13 protein-coding genes are annotated in these 13,527 nt (G+C 67.6%); 11 read left to right on the top strand and 2 right to left on the bottom strand.

Annotation, left to right across the window (positions count from 1 at the left end):
* The first annotated feature begins 7 nt into the window (after positions 1-7).
* Genes rnc through AC1Q6P_RS02855 form a run of 8 tightly spaced genes read left to right on the top strand, consistent with a single transcriptional unit; the run spans position 8 to position 5,763 of the window.
* Positions 8-748, top strand: a complete 741-nt coding sequence (gene rnc, locus AC1Q6P_RS02890) for a ribonuclease III (RefSeq protein WP_102767670.1) — start codon at positions 8-10, stop codon at positions 746-748.
* A complete protein-coding gene (gene era, locus AC1Q6P_RS02885) occupies positions 745-1,806 on the top strand; it encodes a GTPase Era (protein WP_102767669.1) in 1,062 nt (353 codons plus the stop codon). Before rnc ends, era begins: the two co-directional genes overlap by 4 nt.
* Before the next feature lie 52 nt (positions 1,807-1,858).
* On the top strand, positions 1,859-2,638 hold the full coding sequence (recO, locus tag AC1Q6P_RS02880) for a DNA repair protein RecO (RefSeq protein ID WP_492662957.1): 780 nt from the start codon (positions 1,859-1,861) through the stop codon (positions 2,636-2,638).
* A 53-nt stretch (positions 2,639-2,691) separates the two neighbouring features.
* Positions 2,692-3,486: a pyridoxine 5'-phosphate synthase gene (locus AC1Q6P_RS02875; protein ID WP_492662956.1), complete on the top strand. Its 795-nt coding sequence runs from the start codon at positions 2,692-2,694 to the stop codon at positions 3,484-3,486.
* Between the two features lie 8 nt (positions 3,487-3,494).
* Positions 3,495-4,031: a GNAT family N-acetyltransferase gene (locus AC1Q6P_RS02870; protein ID WP_492662955.1), complete on the top strand. Its 537-nt coding sequence runs from the start codon at positions 3,495-3,497 to the stop codon at positions 4,029-4,031.
* On the top strand, positions 4,028-4,423 hold the full coding sequence (gene acpS, locus AC1Q6P_RS02865; protein WP_492662954.1) for a holo-ACP synthase: 396 nt from the start codon (positions 4,028-4,030) through the stop codon (positions 4,421-4,423). The genes AC1Q6P_RS02870 and acpS overlap by 4 nt, the downstream gene beginning before the upstream one ends.
* Before the next feature lie 30 nt (positions 4,424-4,453).
* On the top strand, positions 4,454-5,524 hold the full coding sequence (nagZ, locus tag AC1Q6P_RS02860; protein ID WP_492662953.1) for a beta-N-acetylhexosaminidase: 1,071 nt from the start codon (positions 4,454-4,456) through the stop codon (positions 5,522-5,524).
* Between the two features lie 17 nt (positions 5,525-5,541).
* The gene (locus AC1Q6P_RS02855) at positions 5,542-5,763 is read left to right on the top strand and encodes an oxidoreductase-like domain-containing protein (protein WP_492662952.1); all 222 of its coding nucleotides are present in this window, start codon (positions 5,542-5,544) and stop codon (positions 5,761-5,763) included.
* 35 nt (positions 5,764-5,798) lie between these two features.
* On the opposite strand, the gene AC1Q6P_RS02850 is transcribed toward AC1Q6P_RS02855, so the two are convergent.
* On the bottom strand, positions 5,799-6,836 hold the full coding sequence (locus AC1Q6P_RS02850) for a hypothetical protein (RefSeq protein WP_492662951.1): 1,038 nt from the start codon (positions 6,834-6,836) through the stop codon (positions 5,799-5,801).
* A gap of 214 nt (positions 6,837-7,050) precedes the next feature.
* Positions 7,051-10,104, bottom strand: a complete 3,054-nt coding sequence (locus AC1Q6P_RS02845; RefSeq protein ID WP_492662950.1) for an Rne/Rng family ribonuclease — start codon at positions 10,102-10,104, stop codon at positions 7,051-7,053.
* A gap of 964 nt (positions 10,105-11,068) precedes the next feature.
* Between AC1Q6P_RS02845 and AC1Q6P_RS02840 the strand changes: the two genes are divergently transcribed.
* The 3 genes from AC1Q6P_RS02840 (at position 11,069) to AC1Q6P_RS02830 (ending at position 13,432) form a co-directional block, all read left to right on the top strand.
* Positions 11,069-12,127, top strand: a complete 1,059-nt coding sequence (locus AC1Q6P_RS02840; RefSeq protein ID WP_492662949.1) for an RluA family pseudouridine synthase — start codon at positions 11,069-11,071, stop codon at positions 12,125-12,127.
* Between the two features lie 147 nt (positions 12,128-12,274).
* The gene (locus tag AC1Q6P_RS02835; protein ID WP_492662948.1) at positions 12,275-12,937 is read left to right on the top strand and encodes an HAD family hydrolase; all 663 of its coding nucleotides are present in this window, start codon (positions 12,275-12,277) and stop codon (positions 12,935-12,937) included.
* Between the two features lie 63 nt (positions 12,938-13,000).
* On the top strand, positions 13,001-13,432 hold the full coding sequence (locus tag AC1Q6P_RS02830; protein ID WP_492662947.1) for a Rieske (2Fe-2S) protein: 432 nt from the start codon (positions 13,001-13,003) through the stop codon (positions 13,430-13,432).
* Positions 13,433-13,527 lie beyond the last annotated feature (95 nt).

Raw genomic sequence — 13,527 nt, 5'->3', positions numbered from 1 at the left:
TGTCCGCATGAGTAGCAGTGCTGCGCCTCTCCTCGCCTTGCAACAACGCCTGGGTCATCGCTTCAGCAAGCCGGAGCTGCTGAGCCGCGCCCTGACGCACCGCAGCTTCAGCAGCGATCACAACGAGCGCCTGGAGTTCCTCGGCGACGCGGTGCTGAGCCTGGCCGTCTCCAGCCTGCTGTACGAGCGATATGCCGGCTCCGACGAGGGCGACCTGACCCGTATCCGCGCCCACCTGGTGCGCGAAGACAGCCTGCACCGCCTGGCGCTCGATCTGGGTCTGCCCCAGGTGCTGCGCCTCTCGGATGGCGAGGCCAAGGGCGGTGGCGCGCAGCGCCCCTCCATCCTGGCCGACGCCCTCGAAGCCATCATCGGCGCCACCTTCATCGACGCCGGTTACCCGGCCGCGCTCGAGGTGGTGCGCAAGATGCTGGGCGATTTGCTGGCCGGTGCGGCCACCGACCGCTGGGCCAAGGATGCCAAAACCGCGCTCCAGGAGATGCTGCAAGCCCGCCGCCTCGCCGTACCCACCTATCGCATCACCGACACCCGCGGCCAGGCCCATGCCCAGACCTTTGAGGTTGAGTGCGTCGTGCCTGCGCTGAAGCTGGCCACGCGCGGCGAAGGCCGGTCTCGTCGTATTGCCGAACAAGAAGCCGCCCGTCGCCTGCTCGACGAACTGATTGCCCTCGACAAGCCAAGTTCTGGCTTGCGCGACAAGGAGCGGCCCCGCGCCGACACCCCATGACCCACACCCCCACCACGCCGGACGACGCCACTTCGCCTGAAGCTTCGTCGGCCTCTCCTGCACCCGTCGTCACCTATGCCTTGCCGCCCATTCCCGCGGCCGGCTCCGGCGCGACCTCGCTGTCGCCCGAGGCCGCAGCCGCCGCGCAAGCCAGCGGCGGCAAGATGGCCGACGGCACGCCCCAGCGCTGTGGCCTGATCGCCATCGTCGGCCGGCCCAATGTCGGCAAGTCGACCCTGCTCAACGCCCTGGTCGGCCAGAAGGTCAGCATCACCTCGGACAAGGCGCAGACCACACGCCATCGCATCACCGGCATGCGCACCGTGGACGAGGCGCAGTTCGTGTTCGTGGACACGCCCGGCTTCCAGATGAAGTACAACGCGGCGCTCAACCGCAACCTGAATCGCACCGTGCACGGCGTGCTCGGCGATGTGGATCTGGTGCTCTATGTGCTGGAAGCCGGCCGCTTCGGCCTGGACGATGCCAAGGTGCTGTCCCTGCTGCCGCAGGACAAGCCGGTGGTGATGATCGCCAACAAGCTGGACGCCGTGCAGCGCCGCGCCGATCTGGCCCCCTGGCTCAAGAGCATGCAGGAGCGCCGCAACTTCAGCGAATTCGTGCCCCTTTCGGCCAAGAAGGATGCCGATGTCCAGCGCCTCTTCAAGATCCTCAAGCCCTACCTGCCCGAGCAGGGCTGGTTCTACGACGGCGACGCGCTGACCGACCGCAGCGAGAAATTCCTGGCCAGCGAAATCATCCGCGAGAAGCTGTTCCGCCTGACCGGTGACGAGCTGCCCTACACCTCGACCGTGATCATCGACAAATGGGAAGACGAGGGCGAGCTGCGCCGCATCTCGGCCTCCATCGTGGTCGAGCGCGATGCCCACAAGGGCATGATCATCGGCCAGGGCGGCGAGCGCCTCAAGCGCATCGGTTCCGAGGCGCGCCAGGAGCTGGAGCATCTGATGGATGGCCGTGTCTTCCTGGAACTCTGGGTCAAGGTGCGTTCGGGCTGGGCCGACAGCGAAGAGCATTTGCGCACCTACGGCTACGAGTGAAGCCGCTGGCGTGCTTCTCGTTTGACCGGCTTGACCGGCGGCCCGTTCGCTGATGGCCCGCGGCGCGCGCGCACCTGCGGTTCAGCAGGCTTTTGTGCTCCACCAGTACGACTGGAGCGAGTCCAGCCTCATCCTCGACCTGTTCACTCGTGAGCAGGGGCGCCTGGCCGTGGTGGCCAAGGGCGCCAAGCGGCCGTACTCGCAGCTGCGCGCGGTGCTGCTGCCCTTTCAGCGCATCCAGGTGACCCTGTCCAAACCGGCCAAATCCACGGATGGCAACCCGGCCGAGGTCGTCACCCTGCGCGCGGCCGAATGGGCCGGCGGCAGCACCTTGCCGGCCGGCGCCGCGCTGTTTTCGGGTTATTACCTGAACGAGCTGCTGCTCAAGCTGCTGGCCCGGCAGGACGCCCATCCGCTGCTCTTCGATGCCTATGCCCAGACCTTGCCGCAGCTGCATGCCAATGAGGATGCGCAGTCGCAGGCGGCGCTGCGGGCATTCGAGCTGCGTCTGCTGGTGGAAACCGGCCTGCTGCCCGACCTTAGCGTCGTGACCTTGACGCAGGCGCCATTGCAGCTGGAACGCAGCTATGGTCTGGCTGCCGAGGCCGGCATTCAACCCTTGTCCGTCGAAGCAGGCGGCCTGGATGGCAGCACCTGGATCCATCTGCAAGCCGCGCTGCTGCACGGCAGCATGGCCGCGCTGCAGCAGGCTTGCGCCCCGGTCTTGCCGCAGCTCAAGTCGGCGCTGCGCGGCCTGCTTCACTATCATCTGGGCGGCAAGCCGCTGCGCACCCGCCAGGTGATGCTGGATGTGCAGAAGCTGTTCGATTGAAGCTTGGGCGCAGCCCCGGCCGCCCTGACTGATATTTGCTGGAACTGGAAACGATGAATCCTTTGCTCGCTCCCGAGGCCTCGGCCGTCCATTCGCACGGCCAGCGCTGCGCCTTGTCGGTCAATGTCAACAAGGTGGCCTTGCTGCGCAACACACGACACCTGGGCATTCCCAGCGTGCTGCGCGCGGCCGAGGCCTGCTTGCTGGCCGGGGCCCAGGGCATCACCGTGCACCCGCGCCCCGACGAGCGCCACATCCGCCCGGCCGATGTGCGCGAGCTGGCGGCGCTGATGAAGCAGTGGCCGCATGCCGAGTACAACATCGAGGGCAACCCGACCCAGAACCTGATGGACTATGTGCGTGAGCTGCGTCCGCACCAGGTGACTTTTGTGCCTGACAGCGAGGACCAGTTCACCTCCGACCACGGCTGGAACCTGCCGGCCGATCGCGAGCGCCTGGCGCCGCTGATCGCGGAATGCCAAAGCCTGGGCGTGCGCGTCAGCCTCTTCATGGACCCGTTGCCCGAGGCCATGGCCCATGTGGCCGCGCTGGGCGCCGAGCGCATCGAGCTCTACACCGAAACCTTCGCCAGCGCCTTCGGCACCGCCCGCGAGGCCGAGGTGCTGGCCGGCTTCACCCGCACGGCCGAGGCCGCCCTGGCCCAGGGCCTGGGCATCAACGCCGGCCACGACCTCAACCGCGACAACCTGAGCCTGTTCCTGCGCGCCGTGCCCGGTGTGCGAGAGGTGTCCATCGGCCACGCCCTGATCGCCGATGCCCTGGAGCTGGGCTACACCGAGACCGTGCGTGAGTACCTGCGCAGCATCCAGCGCGCCTACGCAGCCTGAGCGTCGACATGAGCAACAAGAAGCCGGCATTCCTCGACCTGCGCCCGGCCGAGCCTGACGATGCGCTGCGCATCGCCGCCTTGGCGCGCTGGGTCTGGCTGGACCGTTATGCCGCCGAGGGCGGCGTCAACAGCACCGTGGCCGAGTACCTGAAGCGTGATTTCGACGAACAGCTGCTGCGTCAGTCCATCGATCTGAACCGTCACTGGGTGATCGAGCGGGGCGACACCTTGCTGGCCTGGGCGCATTTGGACGACAGCGCCGTCTGCCCGGTGGCTGTGTCCGGCCAGGCGGTCGAGCTCAAGCGCCTCTACGTGGCGCCGCACAGCCAGAGCCAGGGCCTGGGCTTGAAGCTGCTGCACCAGGCGCGCCAGACTTGGCCCGAGCGTTCGCTGTGGCTCAGTGCCTGGATCGGCAACGAAGGCGCTTTGCGTTTCTACCGCCGCGAAGGTGCCAGCCTCTGGGGCGAGGCCTGGTTCGAACTGGGCGGCCAGCAGCATCGCAATGAGTTGCTGGGCTGGGCACCGCTGGAGCCCGAGGCATGATTTACGGCATCGGCACCGATGTCTGCGACATCCGCCGCATGCGCGAGACCCTGGCGCGGCGCGGCGAGCGCTTCGCGGAAAAAGTGCTGGGTCCGCAGGAACTGGAGGTCTTTCGCGCCCGCCGTGCGCGCGCAGAGAGCCGGGGCCTGAGTTTTCTCGCCACCCGCTTCTCCGCCAAGGAGGCCTTCTCGAAAGCCATCGGTCTGGGCATGCGCATGCCCATGACTTGGCGCGACTGCGAGATCCTCAACGCGCCCAGCGGCAAGCCCGAGATCCGCCTGCATGGCGAGCTGGCCCGCTGGTTCGAGGACCAGGGCCTGCGCGCCCTGGTCAGCGTCAGCGACGAAACCGATTACGCGACCAGCTTTGTGGTGGTCGAGACCCTGGCCTGAAGCAAGGCCGCAGAAAGACGGACAAAGACGATGGAAGTAGACCTGCAACACGCCCCCGTGGTGCTCGATGTCGCCGGCCTGAGCCTGAGCGAGGCCGAGCGTGTGCGCCTGCGCCACCCCCTGGTCGGCGGCTTGATCTTGTTCGCTCGTAACTATGAGAGCCGTGCCCAGCTGCTGGCGCTGACGGCCGAGATCAAATCCATCCGACCGGATGTGTTGATCTGTGTGGACCATGAGGGCGGCCGCGTGCAGCGTTTCCAGACCGATGGCTTCACCCACCTGCCGGCCATGCGTCGGCTCGGCGAGTTATGGATGGAGGATGCGCTGCAGGCCACCGCGGCGGCCACTGCTGCCGGGTTCGTGCTGGCCGCCGAGCTGCGCGCCTGTGGCGTGGACTTCAGCTTTGCCCCGGTGCTGGACCTGGATTACGGTGAGAGCTCTGTCATCGGCACCCGCAGCTTCCACCGCGACCCACGCGTGGTGGCCGTGCTGGCCAAGAGCTTGCAGCATGGCTTGTTGCTGGCTGGCATGGCCAGCTGCGCCAAGCATTTCCCGGGCCATGGCTACGTCAAGGCCGACTCGCACACCGAGGTGCCGGTGGACCGCCGCAGCCTCAAGGCCATCCTGGCCGAGGATGCGAAACCGTTTGAATGGCTGGTCATGAGCACCGGCGCCGTGATGCCGGCTCATGTGATCTACCCCAAGGTCGATACTCGCCCGGCCGGATTCAGTGCCCGCTGGCTGCAGGAGGTGCTGCGTGAGCGCCTGGGCTTTGGCGGCGCCATCTTCAGCGATGACCTGGGCATGGCCGGCGCCCGCGTGCTGGAAGGGCGTGCGATCGGCTACGTGGACGCGGCGCTGGCGGCCCTGCAGGCCGGTTGCGATCTGGTGCTCTTGTGTAATCAGTCGAATGTCGACGGTGGCCGGGCCTTGGATGAATTCCTGGACGGCCTGCAAGCCGCGCAGGCCCGCGGTGACTGGCAGCCGAGCGCCGAGAGCGAGGCCCGCCGCGCAGGCCTGCTGCCGCAATCGGCGCCGCTGACCTGGGACGAGCTCATGCATGAACCGGCCTACCACCAGGCCTTGCAGACCCTGCCTTGAAGCCGGAGGCTGCGGTCATGAACAAGGATGCCGGCGTCGCGCTCGCGACGGCTGATGCAGTCAACGCTGCCAGTGCGGCTAAGGCGGCCGACCCCCGGCCCGAGCCGCCCGTGGCACCCGACCTGGACGCCTGCTGCGGCAATGGCTGCGACCCCTGCATCTTCGACCTGCACGATCTGGCCATGGACCAGTATCGCCAGGCCCGGAGGGCCTGGGAGACGCGGCAGCGAGCGCAGTAGCGGGGACGCGCCTCCGGCCCCCGCCACTGAAACACTCAGCGCTTGAGGTTCTTGCCGCTCGCTTCCATCTCCATGTCCACTTTCATATTCATCACCGGCTTGCCCGGCGCTTGCATGCGCATGTTCATGGCCAGGTTCATGGCGTGATTCAGGACCAGGCGGTCGGCCAAGCGCAAACTCATGCGGCCTTGGCCCTGGCCCGAGGCGGTCATCAGCGGCGCGGCCGGCGCGGAGGCGGTGGCATCCGGGGCGCTGGCGGCCGAGCTTGCAGCGGCGGCAGCTGCCGCAGCGGCTTCGGCCTTGTCATCGTTCATGGCCATGGTGATGTTCACGCCGACGTCGAAATCAGCGACGCCGTTTTCCAGCTTGACCAGGGTGTAGCGGCCCAGCATCTTCAGGTCCATGCCCGGGCCCTTGGGAATCGGCAAGGCCATGTCCAGCGGCATCTCGGCCGATTCGCCGACCTTGAGGCGGCGGCCTTCCAGAGCGCTCATGCTGCTCAGCAATTGCTTGAGCAGCCCTTCGGACAGGCCGCTGCTCGCGGCATCCATGCCGGCCATCTTCATGGACTGGAAGCTGCCGGTCTTCTGGTTCAGCTTGGCGTCGATCTTGATGTCGACCGTGGCCTTGGGCGGGCCGACGCGCTCGCCAGCGGAATTGCTCATCTCCAGGGGCAGGCTCTTGCCGCGCAGCTGAAGCTGGAAGTTGCCCTGCTTGTCAGCGGCCGTGGTCGTGACTTGCTGGTCGAACTCGCTGCGCATGCTCATGGGCATCTTGGCGGCCTGCATGGCCTGCTCCATCTTGGCGCGCTCTTCCTCGCTCATGCCCTCGAAGGGCTCCATGCGCATGTCCATCTTCATGCGCATGACCGAATGGATCTGATGGCGTTGCTGGGGCAGGGGGAAGAAGCGCAGTTCCACCTCGTCCGTGGCCGCGCTGGCGCTTGCCGCGGCAGCGGCCTTGGGCTTGGCCGAGGCGGCCTGAGCGGCCGGCAGCAGGGCGGCGCTGAGGATCAGCAGGGCGCTGAAGCCGTGGGTCAATAGGCTGCGCTTGGGGTGTTGAGACGTCAACATGATGGACAAGACTCCCTCGGGTAAGTGTGATGGGGTGCTTAGGGAAAAGGCCTGGGTGGCGCGCGCGCTGAAACCCGGTCGAAAAAATGCCGCCTGGCTGGCGGTGCAGCGAGGCGGCATTGTCGGCGGGGCGGTCTAGGCTGCCCAGCCCTCTAAAGGGCGAGAGCTTCGCGCCGGAGCTTGGGGCCACGGCGCGTCTCTTTCCTCTTTTTACTTACTGCTCAAAAGGCAGCTTGAACTGCGAGAGGTCCTTGCGGGTCTCGACCAGCACCAGCGGGCCTTCGTCCAGGGCGACCATGGGCGGGCGCACGCGCGGCACATGGATCGGCTTGGGCTCGGCCGCAATCGCTTCCTGGGCGGCGCGGATCTTGTCCGCGTCGGAGTTCACCCATTGCAGGCCGTTGGAGGCGGCGATGGCGTGCAACTCGTCCATCGGCAGAGCGAAGACCGGGGCCGGCGCTGCCACGGGCGCGGCAGGCGCAGCAGGAGCCGGAGCGGGGGCAGGTGCAGCGGCCGGCGTCGCGGCTGCTGCAGCGTCGCTCGCTTCCGGTGCCAGGCTCAGTTGCACCGGTGCGGCCGCAGGGGCTGCAGTGGCCAGGGCCTCTGCGCTGTCGCCCTGGGTGGCTGCGTGCTCGCTGCTCTGGCCTTCGGCCTGGTCGTCACGGCGCTCGCGGCGGCCACGATCGCGGCCACCACGGCGGCGGCGGCCTTCCTGGCCTTCACCCGCTTCGGGGCGATCGCCAGACTCGTGGCTGCCTGCTTCAGCGGCGGCGGCGCTGTTGGCGCTATCGCTGCCGGCTCCGCTCTCGGCCTCGCTGGCTGCCGCTGCCTTGGGCTCAGCGCCCTCGGCCGTGTCGGCGCCTTCAACCGCTTCACCGGCTTCGACGTTGCGACCCTCTTCGCGGTCACGGCCACCACGGCGGCGGCGGCGGCCACGGCCTTGACGCTCTTCACCGTTGGCGCCAGCGGCAGCCTCGGCGCCGTTTTCACCAGCGTTCAGCGCGCCTTCGGGCACGGTGTCGACGAAGTCGGCGGGGGTGTCGTTCAGGCTGGCGGGCAGGGCGGCAGCGGCTTGCTGCTGCTCGGCATTGCGCTCGACGCGCTCACCACGTTCGGCGCGCTCACCGCGCTCGCTGCGTTCGCCACGTTCCGGGCGATCACCGCGCGGGCGGCGGCCATCCGGACGCTCTGCACGTTCCGGGCGTTGGCCTTCGACGCCTTCCGGGCGCTCGGCGCGCTCAGGGCGGCGGGCGCGTTCCGGGCGCTCGGTGCGCTCGGGGCGGCCCTCTGCACGCGTTTCACCGCGAGCTTCCGAGCGGGGCTCGTTGCGGCCTGCGCCTTCGCGCTTGCCGTTGCGCTCGCCACGCTCACCACCGCGCTCGGCGCGGCCACCACGGCCACCGCGGGCGCCGTCACGGCCACCTTCTCGGCCGCCCTCACGCTTGCGCTCACCGCCTGCTGCAGCAGCGGAACCCGCGGCCGGTTTGGCGGCGGCAGGGGCCGCGGCCGGGGCTTCCGCCGGGCCACCGAACAGGCTCTTGATCCAGCCGAAGAAACCACCGCCAGCGGCCGGGGCTGCGGCCACCGGTGCTGCGGCCGGCGATGCCGCGCGTGCTGCCGGCTCGGCCTTGGGGGCCGGTGCCGTGGGCATGGGCGCGGGTTGCTCGGGCAGGATGCCCTTGATCACCGGCTCTTGCTTGCTGCGGCCCTTGTCGCTGTCGCCGCGACGGGTGATGCCCACCTCGTCCTGCGGCTCTTCGATCATGGTGTAGCTGGCTTGCAGGTTTTCCAGACGCGGGTCGTCGTGGCGCAGGCGTTCCAGCTTGTAGTTGGGCGTTTCGAGGTGCTTGTTGGGCACCAGCAGCACGGTGACGCGCTGCTTCAACTCGATCTTGGTGATCTCGGTGCGCTTCTCGTTCAGCAGGAAGGAGGTCACTTCCACCGGCACTTGCACGTGCACGGCGGCGGTGTTGTCCTTCATCGCCTCTTCCTGGACCATGCGCAGGATCTGCAGCGCCGAGGATTCGGTGTCGCGGATGTGGCCGGTGCCGTTGCAGCGTGGGCAGGTGATGTGGTTGCCTTCGCTGAGGGCCGGGCGCAGGCGCTGGCGGCTCATTTCCAGCAGGCCGAACTTGCTGATGGAGGCGAACTGCACGCGGGCGCGGTCATTGCGCAGGGCATCGCGCAGGCGCTGTTCGACTTCGCGGCGGTTCTTCGACTCTTCCATGTCGATGAAGTCGACCACGATCAGGCCGCCCAGGTCGCGCAGACGCATCTGGCGCGCGATTTCATCGGCGGCTTCGAGGTTGGTGCGGGTGGCGGTTTCTTCGATGTCGCCGCCGCGGGTCGAGCGGGCCGAGTTGACGTCCACCGACACCAGCGCTTCGGTGTGGTCGATCACGATGGCGCCGCCCGAGGGCAGGTTGACCGTGCGGCTGTGGGCGGTTTCGATCTGGTGTTCGATCTGGAAACGGCTGAACAGCGGCGCGTCGTCGCGGTAGCGCTTCACGCGATGGCCCTGGTCGGGCATCACGTGGTTCATGAACTGGTGGGCCTGTTCGAACAGGTCGTCGGTGTCGATCAGGATTTCACCGACATCGGCGGTGAAGTAGTCGCGGATCGCGCGGATCACCAGGCTGGATTCCTGGTAGATCAGGTAGGCGCCCTTGCCACCCTTGGCCGCATCGTCGATGGCGGTCCAGAGCTTGAGCATGTAGTTCAGGTCCCACTGCAGCTCGGCGGCGGAACGGCCGATGCCGGCGGTGCGGGCGATCAGGCTCATGCCCTTGGGGTATTCGAGCTGGTCGAGGTTTTCCTTCAGCTCTTCGCGGTCTTCGCCCTCGATGCGGCGGCTCACGCCACCGCCGCGCGGGTTGTTGGGCATCAGCACCAGGTAGCGGCCGGCCAGCGAGACGAAGGTGGTCAGGGCTGCGCCCTTGTTGCCGCGCTCTTCCTTTTCGACCTGGACCAGCAGTTCCTGGCCTTCCTTGATGCAGTCCTGGATGCGTGCGGTGCGCACGTCCACGCCTTCGCGGAAGTACTGGCGGGCGATTTCCTTGAAGGGTAGGAAACCGTGGCGGTCTTCGCCGTAATCGACGAAACAGGCTTCGAGCGAGGGCTCGACGCGGGTCACGACCGCTTTGTAGATATTGCCCTTGCGCTGTTCGCGGCCTTCGATTTCGGTCTCGAAGTCGAGCAGCTTCTGGCCATCAACGATTGCGAGGCGCCGTTCTTCCGGCTGCGTCGCATTGATCAGCATGCGTTTCATTGACATCACTCCTCGCGCGCGGCCGTCGGGTTTCTGGCCCGAGCGGTTCGCGCGCTCACACATCGCGTCACCGCGGCGGCGTCAATCCGGAAGGACCGAAGCCGGGCGGCGACTCATCGATGCACGGGCGATGCGGAGGAACCGAGGAAGGAATCGCCCTGGACTGACCCTGATCGCCACCGGTGTGGGTGGACGCTCAGTGGGCCAGCGTTGGCGCGTGCGGCGCAACAGGCGGCGCGGAGGCCCGCTCCCATGAACGCGCAGCGCGGGCGCCAAAGGCCCGGGGGTGCTGCGCGGCCCGGCCACGGCGGCGCGCCAGCCTCGCCGGCGCGGGGCCGGGGCTGCATGCAAAGCGGTGGGGGGTGGGGGGAGTGAGGGAAATCATCCGCGAGGACTGTTGGACGCGAGCAGCAGGCGGTCTGACTCTTGATCGACCGGCCTGCCGCCGTGGAATACCTTGTCTGCTGCCCCATGCGCCCCGCGATTCAAAGGTCGGCGGCGCCCATGCGGCGTGGTTCGTTCTACATCGCTCTGCCACACACACTCAGCCGCCGCCGTGTCACTTGGGGACAGGGCCCGCCGCTGGGCATTTGTGTTGCATCACCAGTTGTTGATGGGGCTCAAGACCACGTGCTTGACGGGCATCAAGCCCCATCGCCACCTCGCCGCCGTGGCCCTGACCTGAGTCTGGCCTTGATTTCTGCCCGATCCTGCGCGGGCCTGAGCCCGGGTAAAATCAGAAAAATCAAATACTTACGGCAGTAACGTGGTGAGCAACATTATAAGGGCTAAAGCCAGAGCACCGGCCGCCACAGAAACCCGGAAGTCCGGCCCCAAATCGGGCGCTGCCAGCGCTGCCAAAACACCCGGCCGGGCCGCCGACAAAACCGCCCGCCCGGGCGCCAAGGCGCCGGGCCGAGCCGGCGGCCGCCGGGCCGGCCCCTTGCTGGGCGAGCGGGTGCCGGTGAAGCCCGGTGCGCGTCCACTGGGTACGTCGGCGGCGCCGGCGGCTTCGGCGCGCAAGCCGGCAGCCGACGCCACAGCCCCGCTGCCGCCCTCGGCCGCCCAAGTCCGCCGCGTGGTGATCGACGACGGTTCGGCCGGCCAGCGCCTGGACAACTTCCTGCTGCGCGAGCTCAAGGGCGTGCCCAAAACCCATGTCTACCGCGTCATCCGGGCCGGTGAGGTGCGGGTGAACAAGGGCCGGGCGCAGGCCGACACACGGCTGGAGCTCGGCGATGAGGTGCGCATCCCGCCGGTGCGCCTGCCCGAGCGGGCGGCGGAAGGCGCGGGGGAGTACGTGCCGCCGCGCGAGTTCCCGGTGGTTTTTGAGGACGATCACCTGCTGGCCATCAACAAGCCGGCCGGCGTGGCCGTGCACGGCGGCTCGGGCGTCAGCTTCGGCGTGATCGAGCAACTGCGCCAGGCCCGGCCGCAGGCCAAGTTCCTGGAACTGGTGCATCGCCTGGACAAGGAAACTTCGGGTCTGTTGCTGATCGCCAAGAAACGCAGCGCCCTGGTCGCGCTGCAGGACCAGTTTCGCGAACGCGAAACCGGCAAGACCTATGCCGCCCTGGTGGCCGGGGTCTGGCCGGCCAATCTGAAGGTGATCGACGTGCCCTTGCTCAAGTTCGTGGGCAGCGATGGCGAGCGCTGGGTGAGGGCGGTGACGAATTCACATGATCCACAGGCGGAGCAGGCCAAGCGTTCGATCAGCCTGGTCAAGGTGGCCCAGGCCCTGAATGGCTACAGCCTGCTGGACGTGACCATCAAGACCGGCCGCACGCACCAGATCCGCGTGCACCTGGCTCACGGCGGCCATGCCATCGTCGGCGACCCCAAGTACGGCGATTTCGAAGCAAACCGGGCCCTGGCGCGCGGCGAGCACCGCTTCGAGCGCATGTTTCTGCACGCCCAGCGTCTGCGCTTCAACCATCCGGCCCGCGAGGGCGAGGAGATCGAGCTGCTGGCACCTCTGCCCGAGGAATGCCAGCGCCTGGTCGCGGCTTTGAGTCGAAAGTAGTTTGATGAACCAAGACCTGGATTTTCGGGACGAGCGCCGGGCCGCCCCAAGCCGGCCCGGTACGGCGATGTTCGTGCCGGTCGAACCGGCACGAATCGCCGTCCCCTCGGGGGACCGACCAAGGCATGCCTTGGTCGAGGGGCATCCATGACTCGGCCTCAGCGTTTCGATTTGATCGCGTTTGATTGGGACGGCACCCTGTTCGACTCCACGGCTCTGATCACCCGCAGCATCCAGAACGCGGCGGTGGACCTGGGTCTGCCGCGGCCCAGCGACACGCAGGCCAGCTATGTGATCGGCATGGGCTTGCAGGCGGCCATGGCGCATGCGGTGCCCGATCTGCCTGAGGCGCGCTTTGCCGAGATGGGCGAGCGTTTTCGCCATCACTACCTGGCGGCCCAGCATGAGGTGATTCTGTTTCCCGGGGTGCCGGAGATGCTGGTCGACTTGCAGGCCCGCCACCACTGGCTGGCGGTCGCCACCGGCAAGAGCCGCCGCGGCCTGGACGAGGCCATGCGCGCGGTCGGCCTGGACCAGCTCTTCGATGGCAGCCGCACTGCCGATGAAACCCGCAGCAAGCCCCATCCGCAGATGCTGCTGGAGCTGATGCGCGAGTTCGGTGCTGAGCCCGAGCGCACCTTGATGATTGGTGACACCACCCATGATCTGCAGCTGGCGCTGAACGCCGGCTGCGCCAGCGCCGGGGTCAGCTATGGCGCCCATGATCACAGCAGTTTTGCCGAGTTCCAGCCCCTGCATGTGGCCCACAGCGTGGCTGACTTGCAGCAGTGGCTGCTGCAGCATGCCTGAGGGCCGGTGGTCCGCCGGCCTGTCCTGATTTCAGCCTTGATGGATTTGAATAAGAAGCCCTCGATGAGCCTCCCGCCCAGCCTCACCCCACCGCCGTCTTCGGAATCGCCACAAGCCGAGGGCCTGCCTTTGTGCAGCTCCGAGGCGCTGCAGGAGCGTGGTCGTGCCCACACCTTTGATGTACAGCAGTACCGCGAGCCGGCGCGGGCCTTCGCCCTGCGCTTCGATGGCCAGGTGGTGGCCTATCTGAACCGCTGCGCCCATGTGCCGACCGAGATGGATTGGCAGGAGGGCGAGTTCCTTGATGGTGACAAGCAGTACATCATGTGCTCCATTCACGGCGCGGTGTACGACCCGCTGACCGGCCGCTGCGTCACCGGCATGTGCGGCCGCATGGGCCTGACCAAGATCGAGGTGCAGGAGCGCGAGGGCGTGGTCTATTGGTATCCTTCCCGAGACACCCGCCCCGCAGCGCCGACGCCCAAAGCCGAGTAGGCTGACAGCCAAACCAGGCGACCCTGGGTCGATTTGGCCCTTTTTGCGGCCCTTTTCGGCCCTCTTTGGGGCCCGCCCCGAACGAACACTCTGAA

Source organism: Roseateles sp. GW835-FHT13E02, from assembly GCF_058794035.1.
Note: the sequence above shows the minus strand (reverse complement) of the source record. Positions and strands in the feature narration are given on the sequence as shown.